Source organism: Mucilaginibacter kameinonensis (assembly GCF_003675385.1).
Taxonomy (GTDB): domain Bacteria; phylum Bacteroidota; class Bacteroidia; order Sphingobacteriales; family Sphingobacteriaceae; genus Mucilaginibacter; species Mucilaginibacter kameinonensis.
Window position 1 is genome coordinate 36,593 of record NZ_RCWZ01000001.1, and the last position, 15,973, is coordinate 52,565.

Annotated in this window: 12 protein-coding genes; 8 read left to right on the forward strand and 4 right to left on the reverse strand. The window is 43.8% G+C overall.

Annotation, left to right across the window (positions count from 1 at the left end; genetic code table 11):
* Positions 1-169 precede the first annotated feature (169 nt).
* A complete protein-coding gene (locus tag EAH55_RS00160; RefSeq protein WP_121807991.1) occupies positions 170-763 on the forward strand; it encodes a glycoside hydrolase family 19 protein in 594 nt (197 codons plus the stop codon).
* 82 nt (positions 764-845) lie between these two features.
* Here the strand turns inward: EAH55_RS00160 and EAH55_RS00165 are convergent, their stop codons facing one another.
* Positions 846-1,406 (reverse strand): hypothetical protein, encoded by a 561-nt coding sequence (locus EAH55_RS00165; protein ID WP_121807992.1) that lies wholly within the window; start codon positions 1,404-1,406, stop codon positions 846-848.
* Between the two features lie 136 nt (positions 1,407-1,542).
* Here EAH55_RS00165 and EAH55_RS00170 point away from each other — a divergent pair, with 136 nt between their 5' ends.
* On the forward strand, positions 1,543-3,180 hold the full coding sequence (locus tag EAH55_RS00170; RefSeq protein ID WP_121807993.1) for an ABC transporter substrate-binding protein: 1,638 nt from the start codon (positions 1,543-1,545) through the stop codon (positions 3,178-3,180).
* A gap of 192 nt (positions 3,181-3,372) precedes the next feature.
* On the opposite strand, the gene purD is transcribed toward EAH55_RS00170, so the two are convergent.
* On the reverse strand, positions 3,373-4,647 hold the full coding sequence (gene purD, locus EAH55_RS00175) for a phosphoribosylamine--glycine ligase (protein WP_121807994.1): 1,275 nt from the start codon (positions 4,645-4,647) through the stop codon (positions 3,373-3,375).
* Positions 4,648-4,725: 78 nt separating this feature from the next.
* Between purD and EAH55_RS00180 the strand changes: the two genes are divergently transcribed.
* The 6 genes from EAH55_RS00180 (at position 4,726) to EAH55_RS00205 (ending at position 12,707) form a co-directional block, all read left to right on the forward strand.
* A complete protein-coding gene (locus tag EAH55_RS00180) occupies positions 4,726-5,298 on the forward strand; it encodes a hypothetical protein (protein ID WP_121807995.1) in 573 nt (190 codons plus the stop codon).
* Positions 5,299-5,625: 327 nt separating this feature from the next.
* On the forward strand, positions 5,626-8,934 hold the full coding sequence (secA, locus tag EAH55_RS00185; RefSeq protein WP_121807996.1) for a preprotein translocase subunit SecA: 3,309 nt from the start codon (positions 5,626-5,628) through the stop codon (positions 8,932-8,934).
* A gap of 126 nt (positions 8,935-9,060) precedes the next feature.
* The gene (locus tag EAH55_RS00190) at positions 9,061-9,522 is read left to right on the forward strand and encodes an SPOR domain-containing protein (protein WP_121807997.1); all 462 of its coding nucleotides are present in this window, start codon (positions 9,061-9,063) and stop codon (positions 9,520-9,522) included.
* Entirely contained in the window at positions 9,515-10,705 is a 1,191-nt protein-coding gene (locus EAH55_RS00195; protein ID WP_121807998.1) for a M20 metallopeptidase family protein, read from the forward strand. The genes EAH55_RS00190 and EAH55_RS00195 overlap by 8 nt, the downstream gene beginning before the upstream one ends.
* Before the next feature lie 83 nt (positions 10,706-10,788).
* Positions 10,789-11,715, forward strand: a complete 927-nt coding sequence (locus tag EAH55_RS00200; protein ID WP_121807999.1) for a hypothetical protein — start codon at positions 10,789-10,791, stop codon at positions 11,713-11,715.
* A 62-nt stretch (positions 11,716-11,777) separates the two neighbouring features.
* Complete coding sequence (locus EAH55_RS00205) at positions 11,778-12,707, forward strand: hypothetical protein (RefSeq protein WP_162996695.1); 930 nt, start codon at positions 11,778-11,780, stop codon at positions 12,705-12,707.
* A 214-nt stretch (positions 12,708-12,921) separates the two neighbouring features.
* On the opposite strand, the gene ftcD is transcribed toward EAH55_RS00205, so the two are convergent.
* Positions 12,922-14,610, reverse strand: coding sequence for a glutamate formimidoyltransferase (ftcD, locus tag EAH55_RS00210; RefSeq protein WP_121808001.1), 1,689 nt, complete (start codon positions 14,608-14,610; stop codon positions 12,922-12,924).
* A 68-nt stretch (positions 14,611-14,678) separates the two neighbouring features.
* On the reverse strand, positions 14,679-15,899 hold the full coding sequence (hutI, locus tag EAH55_RS00215) for an imidazolonepropionase (RefSeq protein ID WP_121808002.1): 1,221 nt from the start codon (positions 15,897-15,899) through the stop codon (positions 14,679-14,681).
* Between the last annotated feature and the right edge of the window lie 74 nt (positions 15,900-15,973).

The window sequence follows — 15,973 nt, forward strand, 5'->3', positions numbered from 1 at the left end:
AGGTATATTTCGCCTGTAAACACGAACGCGAATCCCTCGCAAGTCTTTGAAAATCAACTTTGATATTCCAAACACGAATATCTACCTTTATTCAGTTCTTCACACCTATTTAATCTGAAACGTTCGTTTACAGTATTTTATATATTTCTAAAACCTAAATTTTAAGGCTATGCCAGGAACAAAAGAATTTTATGACACCATTCGTGACACTGTATTTAAAGGTCACCTTTCACAAAGCCAGGTTGATGGCATTGAAACCATTTTGAGCGCTGCCGCAAATGCTGGCATGACAGATCAGCGTAAGGTAGCCTATATGCTGGGCACTGTTTACCATGAATGCGCCGGTACCATGCAACCGGTAAATGAAAACGGCAAGGGCAAAGGCCATCCTTATGGCGAAAAATTTAAAATGGAGTCCGGTCCCGGTCACCGGGTACCTTATACCACGCCCGATCAGTTGTATTACGGTCGCGGCTTTGTACAGCTGACCTGGTACGAAAACTACGACGCCATTGGCAAACATCTAAACGTCGATCTGCTTAACCATCCCGAACTGGCCTTACAACCAGATATAGCCGCAAAGATCATGATTGACGGCATGACCAAAGGTATGTTTACCGGCGTTGGCTTAGGTAAATATTTTGATGACACCCATGCCGACTGGATAAACGCCCGCCGCATCATTAACGGCAACGACTGCGATACTTTGATAGCCGGATATGCCAAAAACTTCTATAAGGGATTGACTGGAATTGATGCGTAAAAGAAATTAAGCTCAGTTGTTCGAAGTCTTCTGCTCCGGGCAACTGAGCTGTTACTTATAAGTATTGGCAATTAACTCACCCCTACTCTACATCCTCTAATTCGAACCCATTTTCCCACAAAATCTTTTTTGTTTTTTTAACTCTTGCCTTTCTGTTAAAGAAGCCATCGAGCAGATATGCAGGAATAAAAAATATCATCCAGATACCTAATGTAGTAGCATCGGAAATATCCAGATTAAAATTTACAACCACCACAACTACAAGCATTAATGATACAAAGCCTATCAATGAATAATAATTTGATTGCCTTAGTTTAAGCCTGAATTCTTCCTTTCTGTATCCTAATTTGATTGACAAGTTAAGCGGAGGAAGGAAAAAGAAGAAAAAAAAGAGCTTCTGAAAAAAATTGAGCTCAATGTTGATATTTCTCTCTATATAAGTTTTAAATGCCCAAACCTTATTATTTATCTGTTTAGTATGATAGGCTGTCATCTCTTCTTCGGACACATTTCTGCTTTTAAATTCAGCAATAGCAACATCTACCGCAAGTTCAGTGTAGTTGGCAGGGTTATCAATTATTTCCAATAACCTCTCGGTTGTAAACTGCCGGTATTTATGCTGCAGATCTTCTTTTGTGACCATTCAGATTCAGGTAATATTTTATCAAATATAACAAAGCAAGCTAATCGAAAAACAACGGGATCTCTCATATTTCATTCTTAAGTAATAATCAGCCCTCCATTCATAACGCTCACCGATAATTGATATATTAGCCTGAATGAATAAGCTGATCACTTACCTCTTTCTATTGTTTGCTATTCAGCTTTGCTCCTGCCATACCGATACTTCTTCCAATCAGCATAAAACGGTTTTTAATATTAACCTTGAAGAAGGCCTAACCTCGCTTGATCCGGCTTTTTGCCGTAACCATTATACCATCTGGATGGATAATCAGCTTTATAACGGCCTGGTACAAATTGATGATAGTTTAAAAACCATCCCCTGCATAGCTAAAAGCTGGGAAACATCTGCCGATGGTTTGCTTTACACCTTCCACCTGCGCAATGATGTTTATTTTCACGACGATCCGCATTTCGTGGGCGGCAAAGGGCGCAGAACGGTAGCCTCAGATTTTGCTTACAGCTTTGGCAGACTGATCGATCCGAAAGTAGCCTCATCCGGGTCATGGATCTTTAGCGATAAGGTAAAAGATAAAAGCGCTTTCCTCGCGCCTAACGACAGCACGTTCCAGATCAGGCTTAAACAGCCGTTTGCGCCATTTTTAAGTCTGCTCACCGCGCAGTATTGCTCGGTGGTGCCAAAAGAGGTAGTTGAATTTTATGGTAAAGATTTTAGGAGTCACCCCGTTGGCACCGGCCCTTTCAGGTTTAAATACTGGAAAGAAGGCGAAGTACTGGTATTTCTAAAAAACGAACATTACTGGGAAAAAGACAACAGAGGCAACCGTCTCCCCTATCTCGATGCCATCCGTTCCACTTTTATTGCCGATAAACAGACCTCCTTTTTAGAATTTGTAAAAAAGAATATCGACTTTTTGAATGATATTGATGGCAGCTACCGCGATGATATCCTTACCAAATCGGGCAAAATCACGCAAAAATACAAGGGCAAGTTCATCCTGAATACTGCCCCTTATTTAAATACCATTTACCTTGGTATGCTGGTTGATACAACCTTGCCCATCGTAAAAAAGTCGCCTTTAAAGCTTTTGAAGATAAGGCAGGCTATTAACTATGCCATCGACCGCGAAAAAATGATCAAATACCTGCGTAACAGTATGGGTACACCGGGCTATGAGGGCTTTGTGCCCGAAGGTATGCCAGGCTTTAACGGCACCGGTGTCAAAGGCTATACTTATGACCCGGAAAAAGCCCGCTGTTTGCTTCGTGATGCCGGTTATCCTAATGGTAAAAACATGCCCGAAATTACGCTGGCTACCACCATTGGCTATCGTAGTTTAATAGAGTATGTGCAAGGACAGCTGGAACGTGTAGGGATAAAAACAAACGTAGAGATCACTCAAGGGGCCAGTCTGCGTGAACTGATTTCCAAAAACGGCATCAACTTTTTTTATGGTTCATGGATAGCCGACTATCCCGATGCCGAAAATTATCTTTCGGTATTCTATTCTAAAAATAAGATCCCGTTTGGCCCAAACTACACCGGCTTTAACAATAAAAAGTTCGACGAACTTTTTGAACAAACCTACCAGGTAAAAGACGATGAAAAGCGCTTCGCCATCTATCGCCAGATGGATAACCTAATGATGGAGCAATCGCCGGTTGTGGTGTTATATTACGATAAACTGGTGAACCTTTATCAGAATAACATCAGCGGTTACAGCTTAAATGGCCAAAATTTACTGGTGCTGAAGCGAGTGGTGAAGGGGTTATAGAGATTAGAGGCTGGTGATTAGAGATTAGGCCAGCTCAAAAACGCCGCTCGGCTCCTGCCGAGTGGCAACTATTTCACGGCCTCCGGCCGCCGTGACGGAGTAGCAGGCCAGAGGCCTGGGAATAACCGCCACTCGGCAGGAGCCGAGCGGCAGCATTTATTTTTTCATATAGCAAGTCAAATGGCCTAATTCCTATAAAAGGTCAAACCCAATATCTTTTCTGAAGTACATTCCATCATAATAAATCCGGCTGGCATCGGCGGTAGCCTGCTGCAACGCGCTGAACATATTATCCTGCACAGTAGTAATAGCCAATACGCGACCACCGGTAGTAATTACGTCCTCGCCATCCATAGCCGTACCCGCGTGAAACACGATGGAATCGCGTACATTTTCGGTACCGGTAATCACTTTATTTTTCAGGTATTCGCCCGGATAGCCGCCGGCTACCATTACTACAGTAGCAGCAGTTTTAGGGCTGATGGTTAATTCCTTCGTATCCAGATTTCCTTCTGCAACGCCTAATAACAGATCAACAAAGTCAGAATCAATACGGCGCATTACACTTTCAGTTTCCGGATCGCCCATGCGGCAGTTGTATTCAATAACCCATGGCTCGCCGTTGCTGTTCATCAGGCCGATAAAAATAAAGCCTTTATAAGGTATACCATCTTTCTTCAAACCTTCAACAGTCGGGATAATCACGCGCTCCTCTACCTTTTTCATAAAATCAGCATCGGCAAACGGAACAGGGGAAATAGAACCCATACCACCGGTATTCAAGCCGGTATCACCCTCACCTATACGTTTATAATCTTTGGCTTCGGGTAATATCTTATAGCTGTTACCATCGGTCATAACAAATACCGATAGCTCGATACCTGTTAAAAACTGTTCAACAACCACGCGTGAGCTTGCTTCGCCAAATTTGGCATCGGCCAGCATCGCTTTCAATTCAGTTTGAGCTTCCTCTAAAGTAAGGCAAATCAATACACCTTTTCCCGCGGCAAGGCCATCAGCTTTAAGCACTACTGGTAAACCGGCTGTTGCTAAATAGGTAAGGCCATCTTCCAGGCTATCTTTAGTGAAAGTTTTGTAGGCGGCCGTTGGGATGTTGTGCTTCTCCATAAATATTTTGGAGAAATCTTTGCTACCCTCTAACTGTGCACCTTCCTGCTGCGGACCAACAACCGGGATGTTTTTCAATTGCTCATCGGCCAGGAAAAAATCATGAACACCTTTTACCAACGGCTCTTCCGGCCCAACAAGCACCAGATCAATCCCCTCTTTTAAGACAAGTCCTTTAATGCCCTCAAAGTCGGTAACCTTAATATTTACGTTGGTACCATACTGTGTAGTACCGGCATTACCGGGAGCAATAAAAAGTTTTTCGCATTTCGGGCTTTGAGCTACTTTCCAGGCGAAGGCACTTTCCCTTCCACCCGAACCAAGAATCAGGATATTCATGCGGCAAAGATAGTTTTTTTAACAAGGCTTTGATACTATATATGAGGCTACTTGTGTTATAAGTAGTAAATTTACCACATGGCCCGTAGACTTGAAAAGTTTGAAAAGCTTCCGGTATATCAAAAATCACAGGAACTGTTTGACCTGGCAGATGTAATTGCCGAATCATTAAAAGAGGACAGTATGAAAGAACATCTGGCAGTGCAGATGTGCAGCAATGCCGCGCTAATCCAGGCAAAAATTGCCGGCGCCGAAGGTGGTAGTCTTTATTCACTACGGATGCAGAACGCCGTGCTCATTAAACTGGCCGTGCAGGATATGTTCAATGCTGTTTCTTTTGCATCGATGGTTAAAATTAACCAGGAAGACTATGTAAACTTAATGCGCGACAAGATAGAAGAGTTCCGGCTTGTGTTTGTTGACTGGATCCGCGGGTTTGATAAAACCTATGATATTCCAGATAACTGGGCCATCCGCTTTGATACCAGCACACCTGAGCAGGAAAAGCTGGAAGAACTTATGTTTGATGAGGACAGGTTTTTTGGCGATTTTAACGAGGATGACGAGGAAATAGACGATTTTGAAGACCTGGATGACGACGATAGCTATGACGAGGACGGAGATGACGACAAAAACAACAACGATAAATAAACCAGGGTATTTTGATTTCGAATTTCGAATGTTCAATTTCGGATTTTTCTTGTTGAGCTTATCGAATTAAGAATTTATCGAACTTGCTAAGCATTCTGTCAATTCCCTTAATTCGATAAATTCGAGTTCAGACATTTAATAACACCGCATAATTCAATAATTAAAAACAAATACAAACAGTTCAATGTCAATCTTTCATCCGGCGGCAGTGCTTTAGGCCTTAAACCTTTCGGCATTCGGCACAAAATCTTACATTTGCCTGTCAATTTGGCTCTATTGGCCGCTATGGCGCAATTGTTGAACCCGGTTGAATCATAATAAAATAATATGTTAAATTTTATCAGTAAGCTTTTCGGAAGCAAATCAGAACGGGATGTAAAAAGTATACAGCCTATAGTTGAGAAAATTAAGGCTGAATATGCTAAGCTTGGCTCCCTGAGTAATGATGAGCTTAGGGCTAAGACCATATATTTTAAAGAGACCATTGCCGAAGGCCTTTCAGGCATCGACAGTGAGATACAAGCCATTAAAGATCGTACAGAAAACGAGCTTGATATGGATGTAGCCGAAAAAGTTGAGCTTTATACTCAGCTTGATAAACTCGAAAAAGACCGTAACAAAGAACTTGAAGATATATTGATGAATATATTGCCGGAAGCGTTTGCTGTAGTTAAAGAAACAGCAAGCCGCCTTTCTGCCAATAAATCATTAGAAGTTACCGCTACCGAGTTTGACCGCGAACTGGCTGCCCGCAAACCAAACGTTACTATTAAAGGCGATAAAGCTTTTCATAGCAGCACCTGGATTGCAGCCGGTAACGAAGTTACCTGGAACATGGTTCACTATGATGTACAGCTTATTGGCGGTACCGTATTGCACCAGGGTAAAATATCGGAGATGGCAACGGGTGAAGGTAAAACGTTGGTAGCTACACTGCCTGCATACCTTAACGCACTTGCAGGTCAGGGTGTTCACATCGTAACGGTGAATGATTACCTGGCCCGACGCGATAGCGAATGGATGGGCCCGTTGTATGAATTCCACGGCCTTTCCGTTGATTGCATTGATAAACATGAGCCAAACTCTGAGCAGCGCCGCGCCGCCTACTTAGCAGACATTACTTTTGGTACCAATAACGAATTTGGCTTTGACTACCTGCGTGACAATATGACACGCAGCCCTGAAGAGCTGGTACAACGCAAACTACACTACGCAATGGTGGATGAGGTTGACTCCGTTTTAATTGACGATGCCCGTACACCTTTAATTATATCAGGCCCTATCCCACGTGGTGATGAGCATGAGTTTTATGAGTTAAAACCGCGCATCGAGCGTTTGGTTAATGCGCAGAAAAACTACATCAACGGCGTATTGAATGAAGCTAAGAAAGCTATTAACGATGGTAATGCCGATGTTGAAGGCGGTGGTTTAGCTTTATTGCGCGCTTACCGTGGTTTGCCTAAAAACAAAGCGCTTATCAAATTCCTGAGCGAAGGCGGAAACCGCACCATCCTGCAAAAAGTTGAAAACCACTACATGCAGGATCAAAGCAAAGAAATGCCAAAGGTTGACTCTGAGCTTTTCTTCGTTATCGACGAGAAAAACAACTCGGTTGAACTTTCAGAAAAAGGTATTGAGCTGATCACCGCTTCAGGCGAAGATCCGCACTTCTTTGTAATGCCTGACGTAGGTACCGAAATTGCTGAAATTGAAAAATCAGCATTAAGCGCAGAAGATAAGATTGCCCATAAAGACGCGCTGATGCGCGACTTCTCTATCAAATCTGAGCGTATCCACTCGGTTAACCAGTTATTGAAAGCTTATACCCTGTTTGAAAAGGATACCGAATACATCCTTGACGAAGGCAAAGTAAAAATTGTTGATGAGCAAACCGGTCGTGTATTGGACGGTCGCCGTTACTCTGATGGTTTACACCAGGCTATTGAGGCTAAAGAAAATGTTAAGGTTGAGGATGCAACCCAAACCTTTGCTACTATTACCCTGCAAAACTACTTCAGGATGTACCACAAGCTTTGCGGTATGACCGGTACTGCTGTTACTGAAGCCGGTGAGTTCTGGGAAATTTATAAACTGGATGTGGTTGAAATTCCAACCAATTCGGGTATTGTACGTGACGACCGCCAGGATTTGGTTTACCGTACCGTACGTGAAAAATACAATGCAGTAGCCGAAGAGATTGTGAAGCTTACCCAGGCCGGTCGCCCGGTACTGGTAGGTACTACATCAGTTGAGATCTCTGAATTATTGAGCCGTATGCTTAAACTGCGCGGTATCAAACATAACGTACTGAATGCCAAAATGCACCAGAAAGAGGCCGATATTGTGGCCGAGGCTGGTAAGGCAGGTACGGTGACCATTGCTACCAACATGGCTGGTCGTGGTACGGATATTAAATTAGGCCCAGGCGTTAAAGATGCAGGCGGTTTAGCAATCGTGGGTACCGAGCGTCACGAGTCACGTCGTGTTGACAGGCAGTTACGCGGTCGTTCTGGTCGTCAGGGCGATCCGGGTTCTTCACAGTTCTTCGTATCATTAGAAGATAACCTGATGCGTTTATTCGGATCAGAGCGTATCTCAAGCCTGATGGTACGTATGGGTATTGAGGAAGGCGAGGTGATCCAGCACTCAATGATCTCCAAATCAATTGAGCGTGCACAGAAAAAAGTAGAAGAAAATAACTTCGGTATCCGTAAACGCTTATTGGAGTATGACGACGTGATGAACTCACAGCGTACGGTTATCTACACTAAACGTAAAAATGCCTTGTTTGGCGAGCGTTTAGACGTTGACCTGAGCAACACCATTTTTGATGTGGTTGAGGATATCGTTACCGAATATAAAGAAAGCGCCAACTACGAAGGTTTCACTTTAGAGGTGATCCGCTTGTTCTCTGTTGATATCGAGCTTAGCGCCGACGAGTTTGCTTCAAAATCAGCTACCGCGCTTACCGATCAAACTTTCCAAACGGTAATGGATTTCTACAAACGCAAACAGGAAGCTGTTGCACAACAGGCTTACCCTGTTATTAAAGACGTTTACGAAACCCGTGGTCAGTATGTTGAAAACATTGTTGTTCCGTTCAGCGATGGTATCCACGGTATCCAGGTAGCTGTTCCGCTTAAAAAGGCTGTTGAAAATCATGGTCATGAGGTATTTAAATCTTTCGAGAAAAACGTTACCCTGTACCTGATAGACGATGCCTGGAAAGAGCACCTGCGCGAAATGGACGAGTTAAAACAATCGGTGCAAAACGCGGTTTATGAGCAAAAGGATCCGTTATTGGTTTACAAGTTTGAAGCGTTTGAATTGTTCAGGGGCATGTTGGCCAATGTGAATAAGGAAATTGTAAGCTTCTTGTTCCGCGGTGGTATCCCGGTTCAGCAACAGGCCGAAGAGGTAAGGGAAGCAAAGCCTGAACCAAAGCTTGACCTGCGCAAAATGAAAACAACCAAGGCCGAAGTAGTTAGCGAAAGCAACGGCGTGCCTATGGATGAATTTCAGGAGCCACAAAAAATCACCCCGGTGAGGGCTGAAAATAAAGTTGGTCGTAATGATCCTTGCCCTTGTGGTAGCGGTAAAAAATATAAAAACTGCCACGGCGTAGGGCAGAATTAATTTCTTGAACGTCATCCCGAACTTGTTTCGGGATCTCACAGGACAGGTCGCCAGCATGAAGCCGACTATGCTCGTGGGGTGCCGAAACAAGTTCGGCATGACAACATTTATTAATGAATAAAGAGAATGAAAAAAGCAGTATTTGATCATCAAGCTAAACCAGCCGTTATCAGATACTGCTTTTTTGTTTTATTACTCCTGGCATCAAGCCAGACCTTTGCTCAAACCCGTGGCAAAGTTGAGGTAATAAAAGATCCGCTGCTTGACACGCTGATAGCCAAACGTTTTTCGCTTAATGGCACAACCGGTACAGACGCTGCCGGGGCATCTTACGGTTACCGGGTGCAATTTTTTAGCGGCTCCAACCGTAAGGATGCGTACAATGCGCAAAACCGTCTGCAGCAACAACATCCCGAACTGCGAACGTATATCACCTACCGCGATCCTAATTTTAAAGTAAAGGCTGGCGATTTTCGTACCCGTCTTGAAGCCGAAAAACTGGTACAGGACCTGCGGCAGTCGTTTACAAGCATATTCATCATTCCCGAAAAAATAAATCTTCCTAAAACGGATACCAATAATGATTAAAGAGCAAATACAGGAATTATCCGCAAAAATATTCGGCGAGGTAGTGGCCAACCGCCGCCACCTGCATGCCAATCCAGAGCTTTCATTTCATGAAATTCAAACTTCGGCATATGTTGCCCGCAAGTTAGAGGAGCTTGGCTTGGAATACCATAAAATGGCCGATACAGGCCTGGTAGCCCTCATTAAAGGCGAAAAACCATCAGATGCAGCTAACGTAGTTGCCCTGCGTGCCGATATGGATGCGTTGCCGATACTGGAAGCTAATGATGTTCCGTACAAGTCGCAAAACGCGGGCGTAATGCATGCCTGCGGTCATGACGCGCACACCTCATCATTATTGGGTACAGCTAAAATATTAACTGAGCTAAAAAGTCAGTTTGCAGGTACAGTGAAACTGATCTTTCAACCGGCTGAAGAAAAACTGCCTGGCGGCGCCAGCCTGATGATCAAAGAAGGTGTGTTGGAAAATCCTAAACCTGCCGCGGTTTTAGGTCAGCACGTAATGCCTTTAATTGATGCCGGTAAAGTAGGTTTCCGTGCGGGTAAATACATGGCCTCAACCGATGAACTTTATGTTACGGTTAAAGGTAAAGGTGGCCACGGTGCACAACCGCAACAAAATATTGATCCGGTAATTATAACCGCTCATATCCTGACTGCCCTGCAACAGGTGGTTAGCCGTTTTGCAGATCCTAAAAGTCCGTCGGTATTATCATTTGGAAAAGTGACTGCCAACGGTGCAACCAATGTGATCCCTAATGAGGTTTACCTGGAAGGCACCTTCCGTACCATGGACGAAAAATGGCGCGATGAGGCTCACAAACGCATGAAAAAAATGGCCGAAGGCATTGCCGAAAGCATGGGCGGAAGCTGTGATTTTAATATCATGCGTGGTTACCCATTCCTGATCAACGAAGAAAAACTAACCCACGCCACCCGTGGTCACGCCGAAGATTATCTTGGTAAAGAAAATGTACTTGACCTCGACATCTGGATGGCTGCTGAAGATTTTGCCTATTACTCGCAGGTTGCCAATAGCTGCTTCTATCGCCTCGGCACCCGTAACGAGGCGCGTGGCATTACCTCATCCGTGCACACACCTACCTTTGACGTGGAAGAAGACGCGTTTAAAGTAAGTACAGGTTTGATGGCGTATTTGGCGGTTAAGCAACTGGGAAACTAATTTTGAGCTGAAAGGTAAAAGGCGAAAGGCAAAAGGTGCAGCTATCTTTGACCTTTCGCCTTTATCCTTTTACCTAATTTACTATGAAAAAACTCCTCCTGATCCTTATCCTTACTACTGCCAGCCTGTTTGTAAAAGCACAACAGATCAATCGCTTTAACCCGGATACTATCCGCACCATTGTGATCGATTCGCTGGTTGATATCCGCTCGCACAAACTCAACGCCCAGGATTTTATTGATGCCGTATTAGCAGATACCGGCTTTTACAAGGCATTCCAAAACATGAAAAAGTTCGGCTTTACTGCCGAAAACCGCATTTTTACTTATGATAATAAGAATAAGGTAAACGGCCGTATCTACCGTAAAATACTACATAGTGACGCAGCCGGTAAACATAAAATTGAATACGTAGCCAAAAAGGATAGCGGCGATGTTTACAAGAAGAACGGCAAGTACCAGCTATACACGGTTGAGATGTTCGATTTTATTTTCATGAACGCGTACAATTCCGATTTTACCAAGGGCGACGCCCTGCCAGGTTCGGGAGGCAAAAATGAATCGTACAAAAGCAAGCTTAAAACGCTGATCTTTACCCCGGGGCGTAAGGTGAATGGCATCCCATTCATCAGCAGTAAAACCGAAATATTTGGCAGTGATATGCGCCAGTACTATTACTATGAGTTTGCACGTGGTAAATACCTTGATACTATTCCGGTTTATCGCTTTAAGGTAAGATGCAAGCCCAGCACATCCGATAGCGATACCATGATCAAGGAAATGACCACCATTTTTGATGAGCGCACTTTCCAGATCCTGGGCCGCTATATTGATATGAAGTTTAGCAATATGTTCTTTGATTTTAATGTGCAGATGAACATTGAGCTCAACAATTTTGATGGCGAGCCACTACCAACCAAAATTACCTACCAGGGCAACTGGAACATCCCTTTTCATAAAGAAGAACGCGCCAGCTTTTTGATTGTGCATAAGGATTATAAGAGAGAGTAGAAGTGGACAATATACATTCTGAAAGGCATTATACCAATTTTTACTTAGCCATCCTTGCCAGAATGGCTTTTTTCTTATTACTGGCATCGTTGGTGGGGGCTCTTTATGGCCATGCAAATTCTAAAACAGGCGAAGTAATCATGCTATTGATGTGCGGAGTACTTATCTTCATGACAGTTTACACGCCAATACGTTTTTATAAAAACGTCCCATCGATCTCCCTCAACAATAAAACAATTAGTATCGACAAAAAAGAAACTTACAGCTGGAATGATATTGAAAAGATAGAATTAACCGGAAAGAAATATTTCAAGTTTTTGCTTATAGTTCAAGATAAAGAAGCTCTTACACTCAAGTTTACCGGTCTTCCGGAATTATGCTTTTTCGATGATATGTATGCCAATACAGCCCAAATAAAAACCTTTATCAATGATAATGTGCTCAATAAAGGAATTATTCATGCTATAAATTATCCTATCAAAAAGAGTGGATATCCAGGACAAATAACGCATATTTATAGTAACAGCTCTTTATCCGGCACGGTAACTTATTACAAAGGGAACCCATTTCTTAGCTTCGATTCGCTTACGAAATGGTTTATGATCCTGATTTTTTTAGTTCCCGTATCGCAATCTATCTTAACTAATAAACTCGGGCTGGGTATTACTTTCCTGTTCCCTTCTTTATTGTTTTACGTATATTTATCGGCTGGTTTCTATTATTTTGGTTTGTCTGATGATCATTTACTGATCCGGAACAATGATAGATTTTGGTTCCGAGCTGAATATCCCCTTTCAAACATCAGAGAAATAGTAATTGATCAATCGTCATCAAAAATACCGATAGCTTTACGAATCATTACCAACAATTTTGAAAACAAAGCGTTTCCCGGAGGCACATTAAAGAACAAACACTGGCAACAGCTAAAATCAGATCTCGAAGCGAAGGGTATTAAAGTGCGTGTGGATTGTTATATAGGACAAGATTCTTAATTAATTTTTCTCAAACATCTACCCTCCGAGAAATTTTCAACCAGAAGACAATATAACCGACAAAAAATGTCATTGCGAGGAGGAACGACGAAGAAATCGCATGCTATACAGGGCGACCCTGCTTCCGTGCGATTGCCGCGCTTCGCTCGCAATGACATGATTTTTATTTCTTCCTGTTTATCGCTAAACCCGCGGTAGTTGTTAGTTGCAACTATTATTCCACCCCAATCTTCCCATTCACCAATTCAATGATCGCTGCTTCCAGAGCAATAGCTTTCCGCTCAATTTCGTTGCCGCGGTAAATAATATCAATCACGTAAGCTTTATCCTTATAGCCGGAAGCATTGATCTTCACATTCATAAAAGCACCCAATACTGCCGTGCGGGCACAGAGGGCGGCTACACCGGCATCGGTTATTGAATTTGGATTACCGGTTAAAACCATCGCTTTTATTACCTCCATGCTATTCAGCGCAGTCTCCATTACTTTGAATGGGATTTCGATGGCGTAGCGGGTAGCATCCTGGATAGCCTTATCGCGGGTTGCTTTCTCTTCGTCGTTTGATTTTGGCAGACTGAAGGCCTGCATAATCTGGTTAAAGGCCGTGGTGTCCTGATCTACCAATGCCAGAAGGTCATTTTTAAACTGCTGCCCTTTTTGCGCCCAATCGCTAAATTCCTGCCAACGGCTGTCCCAACCTTTTTTATGCGAACTCAGGTTAGCCACCATGGTAGCCAGCGATGCGCCCAAGGCACCAACTGCTGCTGAAATTGAACCACCTCCCGGAGCCGGGCTTTCACTGGCTGTTTCGTCGGCCAGATCGGTAAGGCTCATATTAATGAGCTTGCTATCGGCTTTATCTTTTAACAAGTATTCAATAATACGCTCTTCAGGTTTAAACGGCGAAAGCTCATCCAGCCCCATCGATTTAATGGCAATCTTGATCAGTTCCTTTTCACTTACACCTACCGAGCGTTGCTGCTTCTCTAAAAAGTAGCTGCCTGCATCAAGCATCGCTTTTAGCGGGATCAATCCTACCAGTTCACTACCTGTTACCCTGATGCCGCGGGCTGCTGCTTTATCGCAAACCTCATCAAATGCTTTATGTACAGGGGTAATATTGATATTGGTCAGGTTCATGGAGATTTGGGCGACACCATATTCTTCAATGTACCAGCCAATAGCTTTTACTGCCTTTAACGATCCGGGAATGGTTTTGGCCTTGCCATTTTCGTCGTATATTATTTTGCCGTTTATCGGGTCACCTTCGCGCATGGTGCGACCAGCCTCACGCACATCAAAAGCAATGGAATTTGCCCTGCGTACAGATGTAGTATTCAGGTTAACATTGTAAGCCACCAAAAAGTCCCTGGCCCCAATCACGGTTGCACCTCGTTTAACATCATTCTCCGCCGGACCAAAATCGGGAGCCCATTCCGGTTGTTTAATCTTCTTGAAAAAGCCCTCATACTCACCGGCCCTGATTACCGAAAGATTGCTCCTGCTTTTGTTTGGCTGCGCCGCCTCGTACAAATAAACCGGGATCTGTAACTCCTCGCCCACCCGTTTCGCCAATTGCTTTGCATATTCGGCGGTTTCTTCCATAGTAATATTACTGATCGGGATTAGCGGACAAACATCCGTCGCGCCCATCCTTGGGTGTTCGCCTTTCTGTTTGCTCATATCGATGAGCTCACCAGCCTTCTTTATAGCACGGAATGCTGCCTCAATCACCTTTTCGGGTTCGCCAACAAAAGTTACCACGGTGCGGTTAGTGGCTTTACCGGGGTCAACATTCAAGAGCCTTACACCGTCAACAGTTTCCACGGCATTGGTAATCTGTTTAATGATATCAAGGTTTACACCTTCGCTAAAATTGGGTACGCATTCTATTAGTTTCATTGGAGAGATTGGAGGTTAGAGATCAGAGGTTAGTTTTTATTTATAAATAATCAGCGAAATCATTCGAATCAATGGTCGACCGTCCAAACATTGGTCGGTTTAAGTTTTCCCTGGTGATATAGTATTTCACGGTAATCGTTACATGGATAGGCCTGCATATCTGCAAGCTTACCTTTAGTTAATACACCGCGATCATTCAGTTTCAGTGCCTGTGCTGCCCGATAGGTTAAGCCTGCAAAAACTTCGGCAGTGCTTAGTTTTTCAGTTGCTGCCATTACGGAAGCTTGCATCAGCAAATCGCCCATTGGCGCGGAGCCAGGGTTCCAATCACTGGCAATAGCGAGGCAAGCCCCGGCATCAAGTAACTTTCGGGCGGGTGCATAACCCATGCCCAAACCCAACGAAGCACCGGGTAAAGTTACAGCAACGGTATCTGAATTGGCCAATAATTTTATCTCATAATCGCCGCTGGCTTCCAAATGATCGGCCGAGGCGGCCCTTGCCTTAACGGCCACTTCACTGCCACCGGTTGAAAACTGATCGGCATGAACTGTGGCTTCAAAACCCATCTGTTTGGCCCTGCTCAGATAAAACAAAGCATCACTGGCATTAAAAGCTTTTTGTTCGATAAAAATATCCATGCGGCCGGCCAAATCGTGTTGTTTCACCTTCGGTAACAGATCGTTCAACAAATACTTAAGATATTCGCTTTCATCCCCGTTAAAATCTTTCGGTTTGATATGAGCCGCAAGACACGTAGATACAACATGAGCATGTGTTTTATTGGCCGCCTGATGAATGGCTTTAAGCTGTTTTAGTTCTTCCGCTACCGACAAGCCATAACCGCTTTTAATTTCAATGGTGGTTACACCTTCTGATAAATGCCTGTTGATCCGTTGTACCAACAAGTGAGTTAACTCTGCTTCGGTAGCTGCACGGGTTTGTGTAACGGAATCCCAAATGCCGCCACCCGAGGCGGCTATTTCCAAATAGCTTTTACCAGCGTTACGCATGGCATAATCCTTAGCCCTGCTCCCGGCAAAACAGATATGCGTGTGGCAATCAACAAAGCCGGGCAGCAGTACATGGTCGCCGGTAATTTCTTCAATATCCGCCGATGGATAATTTCTGCTGAGCTTTTCAAAATCATCAACAGCAATGATAACGCCATCTTCAGTTAACACACCGCCATTGGCAATGATTTGTAATTGCTCGTCTTTGAGTGCCCCCTTAAGAGGCAACCCCGTTAAAGGTAATATTTGTGTAAACGGACCAATTAGTTTTTTCATGAGTTCCTTTACCGAAGCGTCATTGCGAGGTACGAAGCAATCCTCTATAAGCAGGGCAGCTATGCAAACCTCTC

What these genes read in the sequence shown, in the direction of transcription:
- EAH55_RS00195 (WP_121807998.1), top strand. Translation starts at nt 9,515, where the DNA reads ATGATTAAAGAGCAAATACAGGAATTATCCGCAAAAATATTCGGCGAG.
- EAH55_RS00205 (WP_162996695.1), top strand. Translation starts at nt 11,778, where the DNA reads ATGGCTTTTTTCTTATTACTGGCATCGTTGGTGGGGGCTCTTTATGGC.
- EAH55_RS00200 (WP_121807999.1), top strand. Translation starts at nt 10,789, where the DNA reads ATGAAAAAACTCCTCCTGATCCTTATCCTTACTACTGCCAGCCTGTTT.
- EAH55_RS00170 (WP_121807993.1), top strand. Translation starts at nt 1,543, where the DNA reads ATGAATAAGCTGATCACTTACCTCTTTCTATTGTTTGCTATTCAGCTT.
- EAH55_RS00190 (WP_121807997.1), top strand. Translation starts at nt 9,061, where the DNA reads ATGAAAAAAGCAGTATTTGATCATCAAGCTAAACCAGCCGTTATCAGA.
- EAH55_RS00165 (WP_121807992.1), bottom strand. Translation starts at nt 1,406, where the DNA reads ATGGTCACAAAAGAAGATCTGCAGCATAAATACCGGCAGTTTACAACC.
- purD (WP_121807994.1), bottom strand. Translation starts at nt 4,647, where the DNA reads ATGAATATCCTGATTCTTGGTTCGGGTGGAAGGGAAAGTGCCTTCGCC.
- EAH55_RS00180 (WP_121807995.1), top strand. Translation starts at nt 4,726, where the DNA reads ATGGCCCGTAGACTTGAAAAGTTTGAAAAGCTTCCGGTATATCAAAAA.
- hutI (WP_121808002.1), bottom strand. Translation starts at nt 15,899, where the DNA reads ATGAAAAAACTAATTGGTCCGTTTACACAAATATTACCTTTAACGGGG.
- ftcD (WP_121808001.1), bottom strand. Translation starts at nt 14,610, where the DNA reads ATGAAACTAATAGAATGCGTACCCAATTTTAGCGAAGGTGTAAACCTT.
- secA (WP_121807996.1), top strand. Translation starts at nt 5,626, where the DNA reads ATGTTAAATTTTATCAGTAAGCTTTTCGGAAGCAAATCAGAACGGGAT.
- EAH55_RS00160 (WP_121807991.1), top strand. Translation starts at nt 170, where the DNA reads ATGCCAGGAACAAAAGAATTTTATGACACCATTCGTGACACTGTATTT.